17 protein-coding genes are annotated in these 21,273 nt (G+C 44.4%); 7 read left to right on the top strand and 10 right to left on the bottom strand.

Going from position 1 to position 21,273, the window contains the following annotated elements:
• Positions 1-328 precede the first annotated feature (328 nt).
• The 3 genes from ispF to ftsB are packed head-to-tail and all read right to left on the bottom strand — an operon-like array spanning position 329 to position 1,763.
• On the bottom strand, positions 329-805 hold the full coding sequence (gene ispF, locus ACO59Y_RS05045) for a 2-C-methyl-D-erythritol 2,4-cyclodiphosphate synthase (RefSeq protein WP_373603604.1): 477 nt from the start codon (positions 803-805) through the stop codon (positions 329-331).
• Positions 802-1,485: a 2-C-methyl-D-erythritol 4-phosphate cytidylyltransferase gene (gene ispD, locus ACO59Y_RS05040; protein WP_486131199.1), complete on the bottom strand. Its 684-nt coding sequence runs from the start codon at positions 1,483-1,485 to the stop codon at positions 802-804. The genes ispF and ispD overlap by 4 nt, the downstream gene beginning before the upstream one ends.
• Positions 1,485-1,763: a cell division protein FtsB gene (ftsB, locus tag ACO59Y_RS05035; RefSeq protein ID WP_486131197.1), complete on the bottom strand. Its 279-nt coding sequence runs from the start codon at positions 1,761-1,763 to the stop codon at positions 1,485-1,487. Before ftsB ends, ispD begins: the two co-directional genes overlap by 1 nt.
• Before the next feature lie 240 nt (positions 1,764-2,003).
• Between ftsB and ACO59Y_RS05030 the strand changes: the two genes are divergently transcribed.
• Both ACO59Y_RS05030 and ACO59Y_RS05025 read left to right on the top strand, forming a co-directional pair.
• The gene (locus ACO59Y_RS05030; RefSeq protein ID WP_486131195.1) at positions 2,004-2,825 is read left to right on the top strand and encodes a 5'-nucleotidase, lipoprotein e(P4) family; all 822 of its coding nucleotides are present in this window, start codon (positions 2,004-2,006) and stop codon (positions 2,823-2,825) included.
• Between the two features lie 448 nt (positions 2,826-3,273).
• The gene (locus tag ACO59Y_RS05025; protein ID WP_373603600.1) at positions 3,274-3,858 is read left to right on the top strand and encodes a Crp/Fnr family transcriptional regulator; all 585 of its coding nucleotides are present in this window, start codon (positions 3,274-3,276) and stop codon (positions 3,856-3,858) included.
• A 3-nt stretch (positions 3,859-3,861) separates the two neighbouring features.
• Here ACO59Y_RS05025 and ACO59Y_RS05020 read toward each other — a convergent pair whose 3' ends face one another.
• Together ACO59Y_RS05020 and glpT are read right to left on the bottom strand one after the other, a co-directional pair.
• Positions 3,862-4,731, bottom strand: coding sequence for a DMT family transporter (locus ACO59Y_RS05020; RefSeq protein WP_486131193.1), 870 nt, complete (start codon positions 4,729-4,731; stop codon positions 3,862-3,864).
• A 241-nt stretch (positions 4,732-4,972) separates the two neighbouring features.
• Positions 4,973-6,412 (bottom strand): glycerol-3-phosphate transporter, encoded by a 1,440-nt coding sequence (gene glpT, locus ACO59Y_RS05015; RefSeq protein WP_486131191.1) that lies wholly within the window; start codon positions 6,410-6,412, stop codon positions 4,973-4,975.
• Positions 6,413-6,723: 311 nt separating this feature from the next.
• Here glpT and glpA point away from each other — a divergent pair, with 311 nt between their 5' ends.
• From glpA to glpC, 3 genes are read left to right on the top strand one after another with little or no spacing between them, the layout of a single operon-like run.
• Positions 6,724-8,415: an anaerobic glycerol-3-phosphate dehydrogenase subunit A gene (glpA, locus tag ACO59Y_RS05010; RefSeq protein ID WP_486131189.1), complete on the top strand. Its 1,692-nt coding sequence runs from the start codon at positions 6,724-6,726 to the stop codon at positions 8,413-8,415.
• On the top strand, positions 8,405-9,688 hold the full coding sequence (gene glpB / locus ACO59Y_RS05005; RefSeq protein ID WP_486131187.1) for a glycerol-3-phosphate dehydrogenase subunit GlpB: 1,284 nt from the start codon (positions 8,405-8,407) through the stop codon (positions 9,686-9,688). The genes glpA and glpB overlap by 11 nt, the downstream gene beginning before the upstream one ends.
• An 8-nt stretch (positions 9,689-9,696) precedes the next feature.
• Positions 9,697-10,977, top strand: a complete 1,281-nt coding sequence (gene glpC, locus ACO59Y_RS05000; protein WP_486131185.1) for an anaerobic glycerol-3-phosphate dehydrogenase subunit GlpC — start codon at positions 9,697-9,699, stop codon at positions 10,975-10,977.
• A 94-nt stretch (positions 10,978-11,071) separates the two neighbouring features.
• Here glpC and hslU read toward each other — a convergent pair whose 3' ends face one another.
• From hslU to pckA, 4 genes are all read right to left on the bottom strand, one after another.
• Positions 11,072-12,406 carry an ATP-dependent protease ATPase subunit HslU gene (gene hslU / locus ACO59Y_RS04995; protein WP_486131183.1) on the bottom strand — a complete coding sequence of 445 codons (1,335 nt, stop codon included), beginning with the start codon at positions 12,404-12,406 and terminating at the stop codon, positions 11,072-11,074.
• An 18-nt stretch (positions 12,407-12,424) separates the two neighbouring features.
• The gene (locus ACO59Y_RS04990; RefSeq protein WP_486131181.1) at positions 12,425-12,763 is read right to left on the bottom strand and encodes a DMT family transporter; all 339 of its coding nucleotides are present in this window, start codon (positions 12,761-12,763) and stop codon (positions 12,425-12,427) included.
• Entirely contained in the window at positions 12,747-13,271 is a 525-nt protein-coding gene (gene hslV, locus ACO59Y_RS04985; RefSeq protein ID WP_373603592.1) for an ATP-dependent protease subunit HslV, read from the bottom strand. The genes ACO59Y_RS04990 and hslV overlap by 17 nt, the downstream gene beginning before the upstream one ends.
• A gap of 404 nt (positions 13,272-13,675) precedes the next feature.
• Entirely contained in the window at positions 13,676-15,292 is a 1,617-nt protein-coding gene (pckA, locus tag ACO59Y_RS04980) for a phosphoenolpyruvate carboxykinase (ATP) (RefSeq protein ID WP_486131179.1), read from the bottom strand.
• A 293-nt stretch (positions 15,293-15,585) separates the two neighbouring features.
• Here pckA and ACO59Y_RS04975 point away from each other — a divergent pair, with 293 nt between their 5' ends.
• Positions 15,586-17,640 (top strand): TonB-dependent receptor domain-containing protein, encoded by a 2,055-nt coding sequence (locus tag ACO59Y_RS04975; protein WP_486131177.1) that lies wholly within the window; start codon positions 15,586-15,588, stop codon positions 17,638-17,640.
• 40 nt (positions 17,641-17,680) lie between these two features.
• Positions 17,681-18,547: an alpha/beta hydrolase gene (locus ACO59Y_RS04970; protein WP_486131175.1), complete on the top strand. Its 867-nt coding sequence runs from the start codon at positions 17,681-17,683 to the stop codon at positions 18,545-18,547.
• 221 nt (positions 18,548-18,768) lie between these two features.
• Here the strand turns inward: ACO59Y_RS04970 and ACO59Y_RS04965 are convergent, their stop codons facing one another.
• Entirely contained in the window at positions 18,769-21,090 is a 2,322-nt protein-coding gene (locus ACO59Y_RS04965; protein ID WP_486131173.1) for a Tex family protein, read from the bottom strand.
• Positions 21,091-21,273 lie beyond the last annotated feature (183 nt).

Raw genomic sequence — 21,273 nt, 5'->3', positions numbered from 1 at the left:
TAGGCGCCGGCGTTGTTGCGAAAATCATCAAATAATTATTTGATAAATTAACTAAAAAGGCGACTTGAAAGAGTCGCCTTTTTGTTTACCTAAAATAAATCAATATAGTAGCCCAAACAGGAATAATTACAGAATAATAGTTCAATTTATTCATGCAGAAATCGTTTTTATGCGTTTTTACGGCATTATGTAGCAAATACAAAACCATTCGAACGAAATATGAATTTGCATTACAAAAATAGCACCGCATTGAAAGTCGTTTCAATGCGGTGCTATTTTGTAAGGTCATTTAGGCCTTGTGCAACAACTACTACATAATTTCTCGTTTTCATTGTTTTATAAGAAGTGCAACAGCTTCACAGGCAATCCCCTCGCTTCTTCCGGTAAAACCTAACTTTTCTGTTGTTGTTGCTTTTATATTTACCGATTCAATATCGCATTGTAAATCCGTTGCAATGACGCCACGCATATCATCAATGTGCGAACGCATTTTCGGCGCTTGTGCAATAATCGTTACATCTATATTACCCACTTTATAACCTTTGGCCCGCACTTGACGAAATGCTTCACGAAGTAGCTCTCGGCTATCCACGTTTTTGTATCGCATATCCGTATCCGGAAACAGTTTACCGATATCTCCCAATGCCGCCGCGCCCAACAATGCATCCGTTAAGGCATGCAATGCGACATCACCATCGGAGTGGGCAATAAACCCGGTATGGTAAGGCACTTCTACGCCACCGATGATGAGCGGACGATCTTCACCAAATGCGTGAACATCAAAGCCGTGTCCGATTCTTATCATAATATTTTCCTTGTTAAGTAAAACTCCGCTAAAGCCAAATCTTCCGGTCTTGTGATCTTGATATTATCGCGTCGTCCCATCACTAAATGCGGTTGAAATCCGGCAAATTCCATGGCTGATGCTTCGTCAGTAATGGTGAGTTTTTGCCGTATCCCTGTATTTAGGGCTTTTTTCAGTAAATCCAGCGGAAAAAATTGTGGCGTTTGCGCTTGCCAAAGTTGTGAACGATCTTCCGTCGCAATAATATTGCCGGCGATATTTGCACGTTTAACAGTATCTGTTACCGGAACCGCTAAAATGGCACCGTTTTCATCCGTCGTTGCCAACAGCTTATCCAAATCCCGTGTTGTTAAACAAGGTCTTGCCGCATCGTGCACAAGCGCCCAAACGTGCTCTTCCGATACCACATTCAAGGCACTTAAAACGGACTCCGCACGTGTTGCGCCCCCTTCTACAAGTTGAATTTTCGGGTGAGAAAGTACAGCAAGTTCAGCCGCGTAAGGATCGTTTTTACTGAGCGCTACAATCACACGAGAAATCGCAGGATGGGAAAGCATAATCTCTAACGTATGCTGCAAAACGGTTTTGCCTAGAATCGTTAAATATTGCTTAGGTTTATCGGCTTGCATACGAGATCCCACGCCAGCGGCCGGAATAATAGCGATGATTTTTCGAGACATTATTTGTGCTCTTTTACAATGTGATAGAAGATTTCGTGCTCCTTCACCATGTCATGCTGCATTCTGGCGCGCTCTTCGATGGACTCGAACCCTTTAGTCAACCCTTGAATTTCTGCCGAAACCATTTGATTTCGTTGCATAAGTCTTTCATTTTCAGTTTTATTTTCGATAATTTTGGCAGCGACTTCTTTATAATCTAAATAACCGTTTTTGCCGAACCAAAAATCATATTGAAATAGCGCGAGAATTCCAATTAATATTGCTGTAAATAATCGCATAATTTACTCGGTATAACTTAAAAGTGTCTATAGTTTAGCTTGAAACGGTATGAAAGGCGATGGAAAAGTACGGTTGATTTTCACGAGTTTTTTAGTCAAATTTGACTGATTGTGATCTTAATCACAAATCTAGTGAAATTAACGAATAATGCCGAAAAATTTCGGCAAAAAACTAGAAAAGCGACAAAATGTCTTGTTATACTTTTTGCGTTTTATTTTGTTTCAATAGAGGAAAACACCATGAAAAAAACGTTAAAATTGACCGCCTTGACAGCGATTTCTGTCTTTGTTTTAGCGGGTTGCGCACACAAAATGGATCCGCAAGAGCATGCCAATATGCAATTAGAACAGCAAGCCGTGCTCGGTTTAAACTGGATGCAAGATTCCGGTGAATATCAAGCGTTAGCGTATCAAGCCTACAATGCGGCCAAAGTGGCCTTTGATCATGCCAAAGTAACAAAAGGTAAGAAAAAGGCTGTGGTTGTGGATTTAGACGAAACGATGTTAGACAACAGCCCTTATGCGGGTTGGCAAGTTAAAAATAATAAGCCTTTCGACGGCCAAGACTGGACCCGTTGGGTTGATGCACGTCAGTCTCGCGCGGTGCCGGGTGCGGTGGAATTTAACAATTATGTCAATTCCCACAAAGGTAAAATGTTCTACGTCACTAACCGTAAAGACAGCACAGAAAAAGCCGGTACCATTGATGATATGAAACGCTTAGGCTTCAACGGTGTAGATGAGTCGGCACTTTACTTGAAAAAAGACAAATCCGCCAAAGCGGCGCGTTTTGCCGAGATCGAAAAACAAGGTTACGAAATCGTACTTTATGTGGGCGATAATTTAGATGATTTTGGTGATGCAGTGTATGGCAAATTAAATGCGGAACGCCGTGATTTCGCAGCGAAAAACCAAGCGAAATTCGGCAAAACTTATATCGTATTACCTAATGCGAATTATGGTGGCTGGGAAGGTGGTTTGAAAAAAGATTACTTCAAAGGCGATACGCAAGATAAAATCAAAGCGCGTTTGGATGCGATTCAAGCTTGGGACGGCAAATAGCCTAGCTTGGCTAAAAACAATTGATAGACGGATTTAATTAAAGGGCCGAGTTCTTTATTCTACTGAGCTTGGCCTTTTTATTGGCCCGTCATTGACCTTCGCCACCAGCACCGCATTGAAACCTGATGAGGCGTGCCTTCGCTTTAGTCCATTCGACGATTGAGATAAACAGAATTACTGAATTTCCCGTCCATATTCATATAGATAAAGCCTGTTTTGAATCATCAACATCTCAAGTGAGCGGAAACTTCAATCAATCGTTATATTGCCTTAGGATAATTTAAATCAGTAAATTTTATTTTTACTTAGAGTGAAATATTTTTTATTAAACCAATATTTATTTAATAAATGTTATTTTGTTACGAAGTTAACACTTTTACATCTTGCCCGTGGCAGATTACCAATTGAATTTGTATAGTAAAGCAAATGACATCAGAAGGATTGTATTATGCTTTATTTACCTCAGCAATTAACACACTGCCTCGTTTCGGAAAGTAAAACCCTTGAACGAAATAGTGTTATTTATTCTCAAGGTGAACGCACTCAGGTTTTTTATTTTCTTCAAAGCGGCCTAGTCGGTCTTTATCATGGGCTTGAGAACGGCAAAGAAACACTTATTCGCCTGTACCACGCCAAGCAATATTTTGGCTTTCGTACATTATTTAGCGATACAACCTATCACTGCAGCGCCCGCGTATTGCAAGAAGCGGTCGTTACGCGTATTCAACCTACATCGCAAGCGCGTTTTATTGCGGATAATTCTCAATTTTCCCAATATTTGATTAAACAATTAGCCGGCGAATTATATGATGCCGAGCATCGTTTAACCAAAACTGCCCATAAACGTAGTTACGATCGTGTAGCGGAGGCCATCGCTAACCTAACGGAAAGTTATCCCGATTATCCTTGGACGTATCGCGAAGTGGCTGAATTCTGTGGTTGTGAAACGGAAACCGCAATCCGTATTAGCCGCGAATTGAAGAAAAAAGGTATTTTGGATAAATCCAATCGCCATCTTCGTATGAACAGTTAAACCTCATTTTGAGGACCGCATTCGAGCCAGTAGCGTCACCGATGCAATAATCACCACAGCGCCAAGCCAAAAAGAAAGGGTTGGCGCGCTATCCCAAAATAACCAATCAAACACACTTGAGAAAATTACGCCGGTAAAGGCAAAGGGTGTGATAACGTTCGCCGGTGCATGTCGGAAAGCGCGGGTCAATAACAGTTGAAAAATTAAGCCAAAGCCGCCGATTAATAACAGCAGGGCGAATTCGTGTAAATCAGGCATTTTCCATTGGTGAATGAAAAATATCGGCAAAAGCAAAGTACCGATTAAGTGAAAATAAAATACGATGTTTTTCGGTGAATTGTGCTTATTAAGTTCTTGTAGGCTGATGAATGCCATTGCTGAGAGCACCGCACCGCCTAAGCCGACAAACACGTAAAACGGCTCGACGCTGCCGTTATGATTAGCGAGTAAGATCATTGATACGCCGAAAAAGCCGATTAAGCTGCAAGCTAGCACATTAAGCGGTGTTTTTTGGCGAAAGAATAGCAGTAAGAGCGGGATAAACAGTGTTGAAGTGTTAATTAACAATACGCTAATCGAGAGCGGTAAGAATGCGACGATATAAAAGTTAAGCAACATACTTGCCACCCCCGCCAAGTTGCGCAATAACAGAAATTTCCATTGGCGGATTTCTACTTTGAAATCGCGATCTTTAATCATAAACGGTAATAAAAACAGTAAGCCGAGCAAAAAACGCGAAAATAAAGTTTCGCTAGCCGGCATCGTGGAGGAGGCAATTTTGACGAACGCGTTCATCAGAGTAATGCTGAAATAAGCGGAAATCATAAAAATAATGGCTTTATGATAAAGCGTGTTGGCGGGTTGATTTTGCATAAGTCTTTCTAGAAATACGAAGCAGTATTTGGTCTGAATTTCAATAAACTTTTTGATGAACAGAAAATGATTTCGTTCGATGCGATATCACCTTAATCGTGCATCATAAGAAAAACCGGCGAGATATTATTTAAAATGTTGTTTTCAATGCGGTGCTTAAAACGAAGTTCACACTGTTGCAACAAGGCATTGATACAAAAAAAAGCGGCAAGCTTTCGCTTGCCGCCACTAAACCGATTCCTTATTTACCGTAGGTATCGCCAATTTTCGCTTTATGTTTACCTTCTTCAACCATTACGATGAAGAGTAAGATAATAGCTAAGATACCACCGCCGATCATGACGTAGAAACCGCCGTCCCAACCGTAGTGTTGTGCAGCCCAACCGATAACCGCTGATGCAGATACGGTACCGCCTAAGTAACCGAATAAACCGGTGAAGCCTGCTGCAGTACCTGCTGCTTTTTTCGGTGCAAGCTCAAGAGCATGTAAACCAATTAACATTACAGGGCCATAGATTAAGAAACCGATTAGGGTCATTAATACGAAGTCGGTTAATTGATATGGGTTTTCATACCATGCGCTGTAGTTTGCTAACTCAGCTTCAGGTGTAGCCGGATTCATCCAATATGCTGCCACTGCTACAGTAGTTAAGATCATAAAGATGAAACCTGTTAAACCACGTTTTCCTTTGAATAAATGGTCAGATACCCAACCACAAAGCAATGTACCAGGAACAGCCGCTAATTCATAAATGGTGTATGCCCATGCGGTACCTTTGATATTGAAGTGTTTTACTTCACTTAAATAAACCGGAGACCATTTCAATACGCCGTAGCGGATTAAATAAACGAACACGTTAGCAATTGCGATGTACCATAACAATTTGTTTTTTAATACATAAGTAATGAAAATTTCTTTTGCAGTTAAGTCGTTTTCATAAGTTTTTTCGTTATAGTCATCAGGATAGTCATTACGCCATTTTTCGATGGACGGTAAACCACAAGATTGCGGAGTATCGCGCATAACGAAGTACACCGGAATAGCACAGATCATCGCAGCAATACCGGGATAGTACAAAGATTGTTGCCAGATGTCTTTCGCTTGCGCTTCAATACCGTGAGTACTGAAGAAGATTGCACTTGCCAATAATACCATTGCACCCGGCATCATACCGCCGATATTGTGCGCTGTATTCCAAATTGACACGATAGTACCGCGTTCGGATTTAGACCACCAGTGAACCATGGTACGGCCACATGGAGGCCAGCCCATACCTTGGAACCAACCGTTTAAGAAGATCATCACCCACATAATTGCAATGCCGGAAGTCGCCCATGGGAATAAGCCCATCAAGGTCATACATAAACCGGAGAGTAATAAACCGAATGGTAAGAATACACGCGGGTTAGAACGGTCTGACATCCCTGCCATAACAAATTTTGATAAACCGTAGGCAAGACCGGCCGCTGAACCGATGACACCAAGTTCTGCTTTAGTATAAAGGCCGGCTTGAATTAAACCTGGTTGCGCTAAGTCAAAGTTTGCACGAACAAAATAGTAAGCGGCATAACCAAAGAAGATCCCTGCGAACACCTGCCAACGTAGGCGTTTATACGTGGAATCAATTTTTTCCGCCGGTAATTCCGCGATATGCGGGGCGGGTTTAAATGGTCCAAACATAACTTTTCTCCAATTTATTAGTTTTTATGGTGAGTTCTTTGTTGTTATTCAAAGAATATAAAAATAGGAGTGCATAATAAAAGAAAATTAAAAATAAAAAAGCGGATTTATCAAAAAATGTGATTTAATTCACAAAAAAACGCCTTAATGAGCGAATACGAAAATATTTTGTGAGGCATATCACAAAAATATTTTCTTTTTCGCTCAAAACGTTGTTAATTTAAACAGACTTCAATAAAATGCCCATAATTTTTAGGTATCGTTTTTAACTATAGATTTTAAATTAAATATAGTGGGCTTTGGGGGTAAACATGGGATTATCGCCTAATTTATATCGAGATGCGGGTGATCTTTCACCACTCTCAACGGATGTGATTATCATTGGCGGTGGCGCAACAGGTGCGGGAATTGCACGCGATTGTGCGCTTCGTGGCATTGATTGTATTTTACTGGAGCGTCGCGACATCGCCACCGGCGCCACCGGTCGTAACCACGGTTTATTGCATAGCGGTGCGCGTTATGCAGTGAACGATCAAGAATCCGCGGAAGAATGTATTAAAGAAAACCGCATTTTGCGCAAAATCGCGCGCCACTGCGTGGATGAAACAGAAGGCTTGTTTATTACGTTGCCTGAAGATTCGCTGGACTATCAAAAAACCTTCCTTGACAGCTGTGCCAAATCCGGTATTGATGCTCAAGCGATTGATCCTGATTTAGCCAAAATTATGGAGCCTTCCGTCAATCCGGATTTAGTCGGTGCGGTGGTCGTGCCGGACGGCTCTATCGACCCATTCCGTTTAACGGCTTCCAATATGATGGATGCCGTTGAAAATGGCGCGAAAATGTTTACCTATTGCGAAGTGAAAAATTTAATTCGTGAAGGTGGCAAAGTCATCGGTGTGAACGTGTACGATCACAAAAACAAAGCCGAACGCCAATTCTTTGCGCCGTTAGTCGTGAATGCGGGCGGTATTTGGGGACAGGGCATTGCGGAATACGCCGATCTCAAAATTAAAATGTTCCCGGCCAAAGGCGCTCTGCTCGTCATGGGGCACCGCATTAACAAATTGGTTATTAACCGCTGTCGTAAACCGGCGGATGCAGATATTCTCGTGCCGGGCGATACTATTTGTGTTATCGGCACAACATCCAGTCGCATTCCTTACGATCAAATTGACAATATGGAAGTGACACCGGAAGAAGTGGATATTCTATTCCGCGAAGGGGAAAAATTGGCACCAAGTTTGCGTCATACCCGTGTGCTTCGCGCTTATGCAGGTGTGCGTCCGTTGGTGGCGAGCGATGATGATCCGTCCGGCCGTAATGTGAGCCGCGGTATCGTCTTGCTTGACCACGCAGAACGTGACGGTTTAGACGGTTTCATTACCATCACCGGTGGTAAATTAATGACTTACCGCCTAATGGCTGAGTGGGCAACAAACTTAGTTTGTAAAAAACTTAATAAAACCGCGACTTGCGTGACGGCGGATCAACCGCTTCCGGGTTCCACCGAAAGCCGTCAAGAAACCAATCAGAAAGTCATTTCCCTCCCTAGCACCATTCGCTATTCTGCGGTATATCGCCACGGTTCACGCGCCACTCGTTTGTTAGATAAAGAACGCTTGGATCGTTCCATGGTGTGCGAATGTGAAGCGGTGACTGCCGGTGAAGTGCGCTATGCGGTGGATGAATTGGATGTCAATAATCTTGTGGATTTACGCCGCCGCACCCGCGTGGGCATGGGCACTTGCCAAGCAGAACTTTGTGCTTGCCGTGCCGCTGGTCTAATGAACCGTTTTGAAGTGGCCACACCACGCCAATCCACCACCCAACTTTCCGCCTTTATGGAAGAACGCTGGCGCGGCATTGAGCCGATTGCTTGGGGCGAAGCCATTCGTGAAGCCGAATTTACTTCTTGGATGTACGGCAGCGTATTGGGCTTGAATGATGTGAAACCGCTTGAGACACAAGCGCAACAGGGGACGGATAGCAATGAATTTTGATGTAGCCATTATCGGCGGTGGTCTTGCCGGTTTAACTTGCGGCATTGCCCTTCAACAACGCGGCAAACGTTGCGTGATTATTAATAACGGCCAAGCAGCCATCGACTTCGCTTCCGGCTCCCTTGATCTGTTAAGCCGTATGCCGGATGGAAGTGTGGTCGAAAATATCAACGAAAATTTGACCGCACTTCGCACCGCATTACCGGCGCACCCTTATAGTTTATTAGGTGCGGAAAAAGTGATTGCCAAAGCGCAAGATTTTGAACGCTTAGCCAATGCGCTCAATTTAGATTTAATCGGCTCCAGCGAAAAAAATCACTGGCGAGTGACCGGTCTTGGTAGTCTACGTGGCGCGTGGCTTTCACCGAACAGCGTACCGACCGTGCAAGGTAACGAAACCTTTCCGCACAAACGCATTGCAGTGCTGGGCATTGAAGGTTATCACGATTTCCAACCGCAACTGCTAGCCGCGAATTTAGTACTTAATCCGCAATTCGCCCATTGTGAAGTGACGAGCGGATTCTTAAATATTCCGCAATTAGATGAACTTCGCCAAAACGCGCGTGAGTTCCGCAGTGTGAATATTGCGCAATTATTAGAACATAAGTTAGCGTTTAATGATTTAGTCAGCGAAATCATCGAGTCGGCACAAGGCGCCAATGCGGTGCTCTTACCGGCGTGCTTCGGTTTGGAAAATCAAGAATTTATGAATGCATTGCGCGATGCGACAAAACTCGCCTTATTTGAATTGCCAACATTGCCGCCGTCTTTGCTCGGTATGCGTCAACGCATTCAATTACGCCGCAAATTTGAATCGCTCGGCGGTTTAATGATTAACGGAGACAGTGCACTTAACGCGCATTTTGAAGGCGACCGCGTGCATTGTATTAAAACCCGTTTATTAGAAGATGAAGAAATCATCGCGGACAATTTCGTCTTAGCAGCAGGCAGTTTCTTCAGTAAAGGCTTGGTGTCCGAGTTCGATAAAATTTATGAACCGGTGTTTGAATCCGACATTATCGGCGTAGAAGGCTTCAACAACAAAGATCGCTTCAGTTGGACAAATCACCGATTCGCGAATCCGCAGCCTTATCAATCGGCAGGCGTGGCAATAAATGAACATTGCCAAGTGCAAAAGGGCGGTCAATTTTTAGCGAATTTATATGCTATCGGTAATGTCATTGGTGGTTTTAATGCCCTTGAGCTCGGCTGCGGCTCGGGGGTGGCGGTAGTGACTGCGTTGGCAGTGGCTGATGAAATTTTAGCGAAATAGGGGGCGATATGGATACGAACATTCAACGATTAATCGAAAGCGCAAAGCGCTCGCTCAACTCCCCGGCAAGTCACAAATACATTGATGAAAGTTTTGAAAGCTGCATTAAATGTACTGCTTGTACCGCAGTTTGTCCGGTTTCGCGCAATAATCCGCTTTATCCGGGCCCGAAACAATCCGGCCCTGACGGTGAGCGTTTACGTTTAAAATCCGCGGAGCTTTACGATGACGCCCTTAAATATTGCACTAACTGCAAACGCTGTGAAGTGGCTTGTCCGTCTGATGTAAAAATCGGTGACTTAATCGTACGTGCCCGTAATAATCACTTGGCGCAGGCGAAGAAACCATTAATGAACAAATTGCGTGATGCGATTTTAAGTAACACGGATGTAATGGGTAAAATCAATACCCCATTGGCGCCGATTGTGAACACCATTACGAGTTTAAAAGCCACTAAATTTATGTTGGAAAAAACGCTTAAAATCAGCAAAGAACGTACCTTGCCAAAATATGCTTTTGGCACGTTCCGCAGCTGGTATATGAAAAATGCCTTAAAAGACCAACAAAAATTTGAGCGCAAAGTGGCGTATTATCACGGCTGTTACGTAAACTACAACAATCCGCAACTGGGCAAAGAGTTTATTAAAGTATTCAACGCCATGAACATCGGCGTGATGTTGCTTGAAAAAGAAAAATGTTGTGGCTTGCCGTTAATGGTGAACGGCTTCCCTGAACGCGCACGCAACATTGCGCAATTTAACACCGATTATATTGGCAAAATGGTGGATGAAAATGGCTTAGATGTGATTAGCGAAGCATCCAGTTGTTCGCTCAATTTACGTGATGAATATCATCATGTTTTGGGTATCGATAACGCTAAAGTGCGCCCGCATATTCATATGGTAACGCCTTTCTTGTACCAACTTTTCAAAGAAGGCAAAACCCTACCGCTCAAACCACTTAAGTTGCGTGTGGCATACCATACCGCGTGTCACGTGGATAAAGCCGGCTGGGCGCCTTATACGTTGGAAGTATTGAAACAAATACCAGGGTTAGAATTAGTGATGCTACCGTCACAATGCTGTGGTATTGCCGGAACTTACGGCTTCAAGGCAGAAAATTACGATGTGTCACAAGCCATCGGTAAAACCTTATTCGATAACATCAACGAAGGCGGGTTTGACTACGTCATTTCCGAATGCCAAACCTGTAAATGGCAAATTGATATGTCATCGAATGTGACTTGTATCCACCCATTGACCTTACTTTGTATGTCAATGGAAGCATAAATTCAAAATAACAATCCGCACTTAAAAGTGCGGATTAGATTATTCCCTCAAAAATACTTGAAGATAATACTTAAGGTTTAGCACAAATTGAATTTTAAAGAATAAAGCGACTTAAGTCTTCGTTCTCGATCACATCGCCGAGCGCTTCGTTGACATATGATGCATCAATGCTGACGGTTTGTTCGTCCATATCACTGGCATTGAAAGATATTTTATCCATCAAGCGCTCCATCACCGTATGCAAACGGCGGGCGCCAATATTTTCAGTTTTCTCATTGACGCGGAATGCCGCCTCGGCGATTTTCTTAATTGCATCTTGAGTAAATTCTATATTCACACCTTCCGTGGCCATTAAGGCTCTGTACTGCTCCGTTAAAGAAGCATTTGGCTCGGTCAAAATGCGCTCAAAGTCCTCGGCGGTGAGTGCGGAAAGCTCCACTCGAATCGGCAAACGCCCTTGTAATTCCGGAATCAAATCAGACGGACGCGCCACTTGAAACGCACCGGAGGCAATAAACAGAATATGATCGGTTTTCACCATGCCGTGCTTGGTATTGACGGTAGAACCCTCTACCAACGGCAGCAAGTCTCGTTGCACGCCTTCGCGCGACACATCTGCACCGCTGTATTCGCCTTTTTTACAGATTTTGTCGATTTCGTCGATAAACACGATGCCGTTTTGTTCCACTGCATCAATGGCTTTTTGTTTCAATTCTTCCGGGTTAATCAACTTCGCTGCTTCATCGTCAATTAAGGTTTTAAGAGCATCCTTAATTTTCATTTTACGTTTTTTAGTTTTTTCGCTGCCGAGATTTTGAAACATGGATTGCAACTGGCTGGTCATTTCTTCCATGCCGGGAGGCGCCATAATTTCCACCCCCATAGATACACCGGCAGCAACATCAATTTCGATTTCTTTCTCGTCTAGCTGTCCTTCCCGTAATTTTTTGCGGAAAGCTTGGCGTGTACTACTGTTGCTATCATGATTCTCCACATCGCCCCATTGATTTTTCGCTGGCGGCAGCAACGCATCTAAAATACGCTCCTCCGCTGCATCTTCCGCTTTAACGCGATTTTTAGCAATTTCTTGTTGGCGAACCAATTTCATTGCACCATCGGTTAAATCTCGAATAATGGAATCCACTTCTTTACCCACATACCCCACTTCGGTAAATTTAGTGGCTTCCACTTTAATGAACGGTGCATTGGCTAATTTTGCCAAACGACGGGCAATTTCGGTTTTCCCCACGCCGGTCGGCCCAATCATAAGAATATTTTTCGGGGTCACTTCATGGCGCATTGGCTCTTGCAGCTGCATTCTGCGCCAACGGTTTCTTAGGGCAATTGCTACTGCGCGCTTGGCATCGCTTTGACCGATAATATGTTGATCTAATTCAGAAACTATTTCACGAGGTGTCATTTCAGACATAATTTTTCCTTACTATAACTAGGCTGCCATTTTTAAAACGACAACACCACTAACAATTAATAATGCACCAATGATCCGCCAAAAGGTGAACGGATCTTGATAGAACAGCACGCCAACAATAAAGGCTCCCGCCGCACCAATTCCTGTCCACACACCATAAGCGGTCCCTATCGGGATAGTACGTTGCGCTAACCACAATAATACCCCGCTACCAAACATAAATATTACGGCAATCACAATACCGGAAATTCGCGTCTCCGGGTTATCTGCCATTTTCAACCCAATCGGCCAACCAATTTCCAGCAAACCGGCAAAAATCAAGCAAAGCCAAGCCAAGCCATTAAGGTAATTCCTCAATAGTGAAATTGGTGTTGGTGAATACGCAAATCTCACCGGCGATTTTCAACGATTTCTCCACAATTTCACGCGCCGATAAATCAGTATTTTCCACCAAAGCACGGGCGGCAGATAACGCGTAGTTGCCGCCGGAACCAATGGCAAGAATCTGATCTTCCTCCGGTTGTACTACATCGCCGATACCGGTGATAATCAAACTTTCTTTCTCGTCCGCCACGATTAGCATCGCTTCCAATTTACGCAACGCGCGGTCGGTGCGCCAATCTTTCGCCAATTCCACCGCACTTTTCAGCAAATGCCCTTGGTGCATTTCTAATTTACGTTCAAACAATTCAAATAAGGTGAAAGCATCCGCCGTACCGCCGGCAAAACCGGCCAATACTTTGCCGTTATACAAGCGACGTACTTTGCGTGCGTTACCTTTCATCACCGTATTGCCTAAAGAAACCTGTCCATCGCCGCCAACGACGACTTGTCCGTTGCGACGGACACTTACGATTGTTGTCATTTTTTATCCTTTTATTTAAGAAAATTTTCCGCTATATGGCGATGAATTAAAAAAATTCAAGCTATTTGAGCAATTAAAAAATCTCCCAATATGCTCTGTTACGCAAAATCAAAATTACACTCATTGAGCCGCCTCGAAACCTTTTCAAAGCGTAAGTCATTGCAACATTATTGCCGAACGATTGAAATAGCACCGCATTGAGAACGGCTTCAATGCGGTGCTGTTTTGGGCAGTCGATTAATGACTCGGCAAGTTTTTTTACCAAGCTCGAACATCTTGCTCGTTTTTTAAATTTATAGCTAATGCCGTAATAACGACTCCAATTGCCGGATATTAATTATCAGACAAAAAAATGCCGCACTTTGATTTACCAAAATGCGGCGGATTTTTAACAAATTTTATAACTACGCTTTAGGGCCGGCAGAAATCAATGCTTTGCCTTCTGCATTAGTCGCGTATTTTTCAAAGTTCTTCACGAAACGACCGGCAAGATCTTTCGCTTTTGCCTCCCATTGCGCTTTATCAGCGTAAGTATCGCGCGGATCTAAGATAGCAGAATCAACCCCCGGTAAGGCTTTAGGAATTGCTAAATTGAAGATTGGTAATTCGCTCATTTGGGCTTTTTCGATTGAACCGTCTAAGATGGCGTCGATGATACCGCGCGTATCTTTAATGGAGATACGTTTACCCGTGCCGTTCCAACCGGTATTCACCAAGTAGGCTTCCGCACCTGCCGCTTGCATGCGTTTCACTAACACTTCCGCATATTGGGTAGGGTGAAGCGTTAAGAATGCCGCACCGAAACAGGCAGAAAAAGTCGGTGTTGGTTCGGTGATACCGCGTTCTGTACCCGCTAATTTCGCCGTAAAGCCGGATAAGAAATAGTATTTGGTTTGTTCCGGTGTCAATTTAGAAACCGGTGGCAACACACCAAATGCGTCTGCCGTTAAGAAAATTACCTTAGTGGCATGACCGGCGCGGGAAACCGGTTTAACAATGTTATCGATGTGATAAATCGGATAGGACACGCGGGTGTTTTCTGTTTTAGAACCGTCATCGAAATCTACGGAACCGTCTGCACGCACAACCACGTTTTCTAATAACGCATCACGACGGATTGCGCGATAAATATCCGGTTCGTTTTCTTCGGAAAGGTGGATGGTTTTTGCATAGCAACCACCCTCAAAGTTAAAGATACCCACATCGTCCCAACCGTGTTCATCGTCACCGATTAATTGACGTTTCGGATCAGTGGAAAGCGTGGTTTTACCGGTACCGGACAAGCCGAAGAATACCGCCACATCACCATCTTTACCTACGTTAGCAGAACAGTGCATTGCACCCACACCTTTCAACGGTAAGAAGTAGTTCATCATGGAGAACATCCCTTTCTTCATTTCACCACCGTACCAAGTACCGCCGATTAATTGAATGCGTTCAGTTAAGTTAAAGGCCACGAAGTTTTCGGAATTTAAGCCTTGTTCTTTCCAATTCGGATTGGTCACTTTAGAACCATTCATTACTACAAAATCCGGCTCAAAGTTTTTAAGTTGTTCTTCCGTCGGACGAATAAACATGTTTTTCACAAAGTGCGCTTGCCACGCCACTTCGGTCACAATGCGCACCGCAATGCGGTCCTTTTCGCTGGCGCCGCAAAAACCATCAATGACAAACAAACGTTTACGAGAAAGTTGATTGGTGACCAAATCTTTCAAGTGTTGCCATGTGGATTGATTCATCGGTTTATTGTCGTTTTTCGCTGCGTCGGAAGTCCACCAAACGGTATCTTTGGTTTTTTCGTCTAATACAATGTATTTATCTTTTGGCGAACGGCCGGTAAAAATACCGGTATCCACGGCCACCGCACCGGTGGTGGTTAATGTGCCTTTCTCAAAGCCTTCCAAACCCGGTTTAGTTTCTTCTTCAAATAATTGTTCATAGCTCGGATTGTAGACAACTTCTTTTACGTCATAAATGCCAAGGGCTTCGAGTTCTTTAACTACTTTTTTCACGTCTGTCATAAGTCACCTCTATAGATCAAAGTTTAAAATTTAGCTAGGTTTATTCTAAAGAAAGACCATTAAAAAAAATGTTAACTAGATCTCATTTTGGGAAATCAACTCCATTTCATGCTTTTTTTAGTTGAAATCTGTGATGAAAGTCAAAAATAATCAAAGCAAAAATAATGAAAGATAGCGGAGGATATTTTGAGTGAAACGATCGAAATTTAACATTAACCGAATTGCTCCTTTGAGATTTTAACAAGTTTCTGTATGATAAATAGGAATAATTCTTAATAACTAAAGGAACCTTTATGAAACTAATGAAACTTACCTCAATCAGCTTAGCCTTAAGCGGCATTTTTGCCGCAAACGCAACGGCAAATGAGCAAAAAACGGAAAAACTTGATGAAATCGTGGTAACTGCCGCAGGCACTTCGCAAGCTCTTAAAGATGCGCCGGCAAGTATTAGCGTCATAAATCGGCAACAGCTAAAACAACATCCGGTCAATAATCTGGAAAATGCATTACAAGACGTACCTGGTGTAAATGTCAGCGGCAGTAATGCCAATCGCACAGATATTTCCTTACGCGGTTTACCGCCCGACTACACGTTAATTATGGTGGACGGTCGTCGTCAGAATACGCGCGAATCCCGTCCGAACGGTAACGGTGGTTTTGAAGGCGGGTTTATGCCGCCATTGAATGCAATTGAACGCATTGAAGTGGTTCGTGGCCCAATGTCTTCCCTGTATGGTTCCGACGCTATGGGTGGCGTAGTGAACATCATTACGAAAGACGCCACGGAAGAATGGATCGGCTCACTTTCAAGCGGTTTTACCGTGCACGATAAAACCGCATTCGGTGACGGTTATCACGGTAACTTTTTTGTTTCCGGCCCGCTAATTAAAAATTTACTCGGTTGGCAAATTTATGGCGGCGGTAATTATCGCCAAGAAGACGAAATCATCGGTGCATCTAATAAAAATAAAAACCGCAATCTCAATACGAAATTGACTTTCACACCGACCGATAAACAAACCTTTATTTTAGAAGGCGGTCGCCACTTCCTCGAAAAAGATGAAACACCGGGAAAATCTATCGCACTTTTCACAACGCGCGGCGGCAGTACAACGCCTAATAACCCAAGCAACACACGAGCAATTCGTAATCATTGGTCACTAACCCACCGAGCGGATTGGAACTTTATGGCCTCCGAATTGAGTTTTTATCAAGAAAAGGCAAAACGCGAAGTCAGCACAAACGGCGTAACAGATTCCCGCAAACCGGAAATTACCAACAATGTTTTTGATGGGAAATTAATGTTACCGGCTGCAAATCATTTCTTTGTCTTCGGCGGACAATATCAACAGGCCAAACTACGAGATGATTCAGTATTAAGCGTTAACCGCGGAGTACGACCGATTAGAGTGAATTATCAAAACACTAGAAATAAAATTAAACAATATGCGTTCTTTGCTGAAGACGAAATCAATTTTGCCGATAAATTCTTACTGACTCTCGGTAGCCGTTTCGATCACCATGAAAAATTCGGTACCCACTGGAACCCTCGTATCTACGGCGTATACCACATTAACGATCAATTCAGCTTAAAAGGTGGCGTGGCGAAAGCTTTCCGCGCACCAAGTATTCGTGAATTAAGCGAAAGCTACATTACTTCGACCGAACGCGGTGCCGGCGTGATTTACGGTAACCCGAATTTAAAACCGGAAACCAGCATAAATGAAGAATTGAGTTTAATATACAACCGTGATGACTTGAACGTCAGTCTGACCGTCTTTAACACGGATTTTAAAAACAAACTTACCAGTCACGACACCGGCCGAACAGATTCGGCGACACGCGCCCGTTTATACGAATATAGCAACGTCGGCAAAGCCAACATTAAAGGACTGGAAATGAGCGCACATATTCCGTTCAACCCGCATTGGAATGTGGATCTTTCCTATACTTATCAACATTCCAAACGCAAATCCGATGAAGATTTATCGGCTTCTCGCGCCAGCTTGCGCGGTTTACCGTTAGATAACACGCCGAAACATAGCGCCAGCGCTAAACTGAATTGGATGGCCAACGACAACTTCAGCGCTTATACCCGCTTAGCTTATAAAGGCAAACAAATTTGGGCGAATCCGCGTAATGGTGACAACCGTAATCGCTATCGCACTCGCGCCGGTTACGTCACACTGGATGTCGGTGGTACTTACCAATTCAGTCCGAACGTATCCTTAAACGTTGCGCTGTTGAATCTCACCAATCAAATCGGCGAACGCGTGAACACCAACGGCGGCAGCTGGACAGTGGAAGACGGTCGTCGTCTCTGGACGAATTTAAATATCACATTCTAACGACGTATCGCGGCATTTTACCGAATGCCGCCGTTCTATTATGCTGCGACTATTTTTTCTAGTTTTCATCGGGTTCAGCGCTACACGCATCGTGCAAGCCGAACCCGATTTTCAAATTCCGCAAATTCAACCGAGCATGCAACAACATTATTTTTTTCATCAGCAAGATATGCCTTTTGAAAATAAAATCTATCGGCTGTTTATTGCCGAAGCGAAAACCAAAACCGCGCAAAAACCAAGCGTGCTTTACCTGCTGGACGGCAACGCACAGTTTCCTTTAGCAGTAAACGCGGCGGATCCGAACAAGCCGTTGCCATTAATTATCGGTATCGGTTACGTTTCAGATAAAGCTTACGTCTTGGAGGAACGCACGCGTGATTACACCTTCCCGGCACAAGGCGAAGCGTTCCGTCAAGGCGGACAGGCAGCAGGTTTTTTACGCTTCTTACAAACCAAACTCAAACCTGATATTGTCCGACATTACGCACCAAATGAAGCGCGCCAATTTTTCTTCGGCCATTCTTTCGGCGGTCTATTCGGCATTTACGTGTTGTTTCATCAACCGGATTTATTTCAAGATTACACCCTCGCCAGCCCTTCATTATGGTGGGGAAACGGTGAATTTTTGACGCGCGAAAAACCTTGGCTTGCCGCGAAGCCCGACTTCGTTTCAGTTACGCTGGGGGAATTTGAATTATATCCACAACGCGACCCCGACATTCGCCCCGAACAACAGGATAAAATTCGTCAGCGACAAAAAATGGCGCCAATGAACGCGCAAGATTTTGCCAACGCTCTTGCAGAACAAGGCGTGAAGACGCAATTTAAATTAATCGAAGGAAAAAATCACGGCACTTCAATTGAAGACGCGATTCGAATTACGATGGAACGGATTCAAAATCGGTAAACACAAGGCGATATTTCATCGCCTTTTCTTTCGCATTTATTTCGGACGTCGCCGCCCTAAAACGCGACCGGATTTGTTGAACCGCTTATCAAACAGGCAAATAGCACCGCATTGAATAGCACCGCATTGAAGCGGCTTGCAATGCGGTGCTATTTTGATAACACGCAGCGAAAGCGAAACGGCAAATGTCAGCGTTGTGTAACAACGGAGTCAATGCACCGTTATTTCTTCCAATTTTTTAACGCATCGGCAAAGGCATTGCCCATGGCGCCGTTGCCGTACACATTGCTGCGCACATTGCGCTCTTGGCGAGGCACATTGCTGCGAGGTTTGGCGGATGAAGTGCGGTCGGCTTTATCGCTATTTTTCACCGTATTTTCATCCAATCGCATCGTCAGTGCGATGCGTTTGCGCGGCACATCCACGTCCAACACTTTCACTTTGACAATATCGCCGGTTTTTACCACTTGATGCGGATCTTCGACGAATTTGTCACTAAGTGACGAGATATGCACTAATCCGTCTTGATGTACGCCGATATCGACGAACGCGCCAAAGTTGGTCACATTCGTAATGGTGCCTTCCAAAATCATACCGGCTTTCAAATCCGTGATGTCTTCCACGCCATCGGCAAATGTGGCGGTTTTAAATTCGCCACGCGGATCGCGCCCCGGTTTTTCCAATTCTTTGAAAATGTCTTGCACCGTCGGCAAACCGAAACGTTCGTCGGTAAATTGGTTCGCATCCAGTTTGAGCACCGCATTGGAGCCCATTAATTCCTGAACGGATTGTTGCGTGGCGTGCAGAATTTTTTCCACCAAAGCATAAGCTTCCGGGTGAACACCGGAAGCATCGAGCGGATTTTTACCGTCGGCGATGCGCATAAAACCGGCGCATTGCTCAAAGGCTTTCGGCCCTAAGCGGGGCACTTTTTTCAGTTGTTCGCGGCTGTCGAAGCGGCCGTTTTCGTCACGATAAGCCACAATATTTTGCGCCAACGTCTTTGTCATTCCCGCCACGCGCGCCAATAACGGCGCCGATGCGGTGTTCAAATCGACCCCCACTGCATTTACGCAGTCTTCCACCACCGCATCGAGTTTACGCGCAAGTTGGCTTTGATTTACGTCGTGCTGATATTGCCCCACGCCAATGGCTTTCGGTTCGATTTTCACCAGTTCGGCAAGCGGATCTTGCAAACGACGTGCAATGGACACCGCGCCACGCAACGAGACATCTAAATTCGGGAATTCGTTTGCCGCAAATTCTGAAGCCGAATAAACGGATGCGCCGGCTTCGGAAACCACCACGGTTTGCGGTTTATTCTCTTTGATTTCTTTAATCACCTCTTTGGCAAAGCGTTCGGTTTCGCGCGATGCGGTGCCGTTACCGATGGCGATGAGTTCCACTTTATGCTTGCGAATTAAGCCGAACAGCGTCATCTGCGCCTCGGTTTCACGGCCGGTATGCGGGTAAACGGTGGCGGTATCCAATAATTTCCCGGTGTTATCCACCACGGCGACTTTCACGCCGGTGCGTAAACCCGGGTCAAGCCCCATGGTATTTTTAGAACCGGCGGGGGCGGCCATTAAAAGTGCGGTGAGATTACGGGCAAAAACGTCAATGGCTTCTTCTTCCGCTTTCTCGCGCAACGCGCCCATTAATTCGGTTTCTAAGTGCAGGGAAACTTTGATTTTCCACGTCCAAGCGATCACTTGTTCGCGCCATTTATCCGCCGGCTGTCCGCTCAAATGCACACCCAAATGCTCGCGAATAATCTCTTCGCAATAACTGTGGCGCGCGTCTTCTTCTGCATCGGGATCGGCATTTAAGCCAAGTTGCAAAATGCCTTCGTTACGTCCGCGCAACATCGCCAATGCGCGGTGAGAAGGCACATTTTTGAGTAATTCCGTATGCTCAAAATAATCTTGGAATTTCGCCCCTTCGGCTTCTTTGCCTTCAATTACTTTTGCTTCAATTTGCGCATTTTGCTGTAAATATTGGCGCACTTTTGCCAATAATTGAGCATCTTCGGCAAAACGTTCCATCAAAATATAACGCGCGCCGTCCAATGCGGTCTTCGCATCCGGCACGCCTTTTTCCGCATCGATAAAAGAAAGTGCGGCAGATTCCGGCTCGTTTTCCGGTGCGTTCCACAATAAATCGGCAAGCGGTTCCAATCCCGCTTCAATGGCGATTTGTCCCTTAGTGCGGCGTTTCGGTTTAAAAGGCAAATAGAGATCTTCCAACTCGGTTTTGCTTTGTGTCGCTTCGATTTGCGCACGCAATTCGTCGGTGAGTTTGCCTTGCTCATCAATGGATTTCAAAATGCTTTGGCGACGCTCTTCCAACTCGCGCAAATAGCCCAAACGGGTTTCAAAATGGCGCAATTGCGTGTCGTCCAAACCACCGGTCGCCTCTTTACGATAACGGGCAATAAAAGGAATGGTATTGCCATCATCCAACAGTTGAATGGCGGCGAGAATTTGCTGTGGCGCTACGTTGAGTTCTGCTGCAATAATTTGGCTAATTTGTTGATTTAACATATCAATACGTCCGGTTAATGAAAATGGGACATAGCATACTGGTTTTGGTAAGATGGCTCAAATATAATTCGATCATTTTTAGTAAGGAGGATTTATGACGACTATTACCAAATTGTCCCAGCTAGATTTAAATAAATCCTACACCTATGCCGATTATTTAATGTAGCAGTTATTACCGAAGGC

This window comes from Rodentibacter sp. (assembly GCF_057314195.1).
The sequence above is the reverse complement of the archived record's forward strand: the minus strand, read 5'-3'. Positions and strand labels throughout refer to the sequence as shown.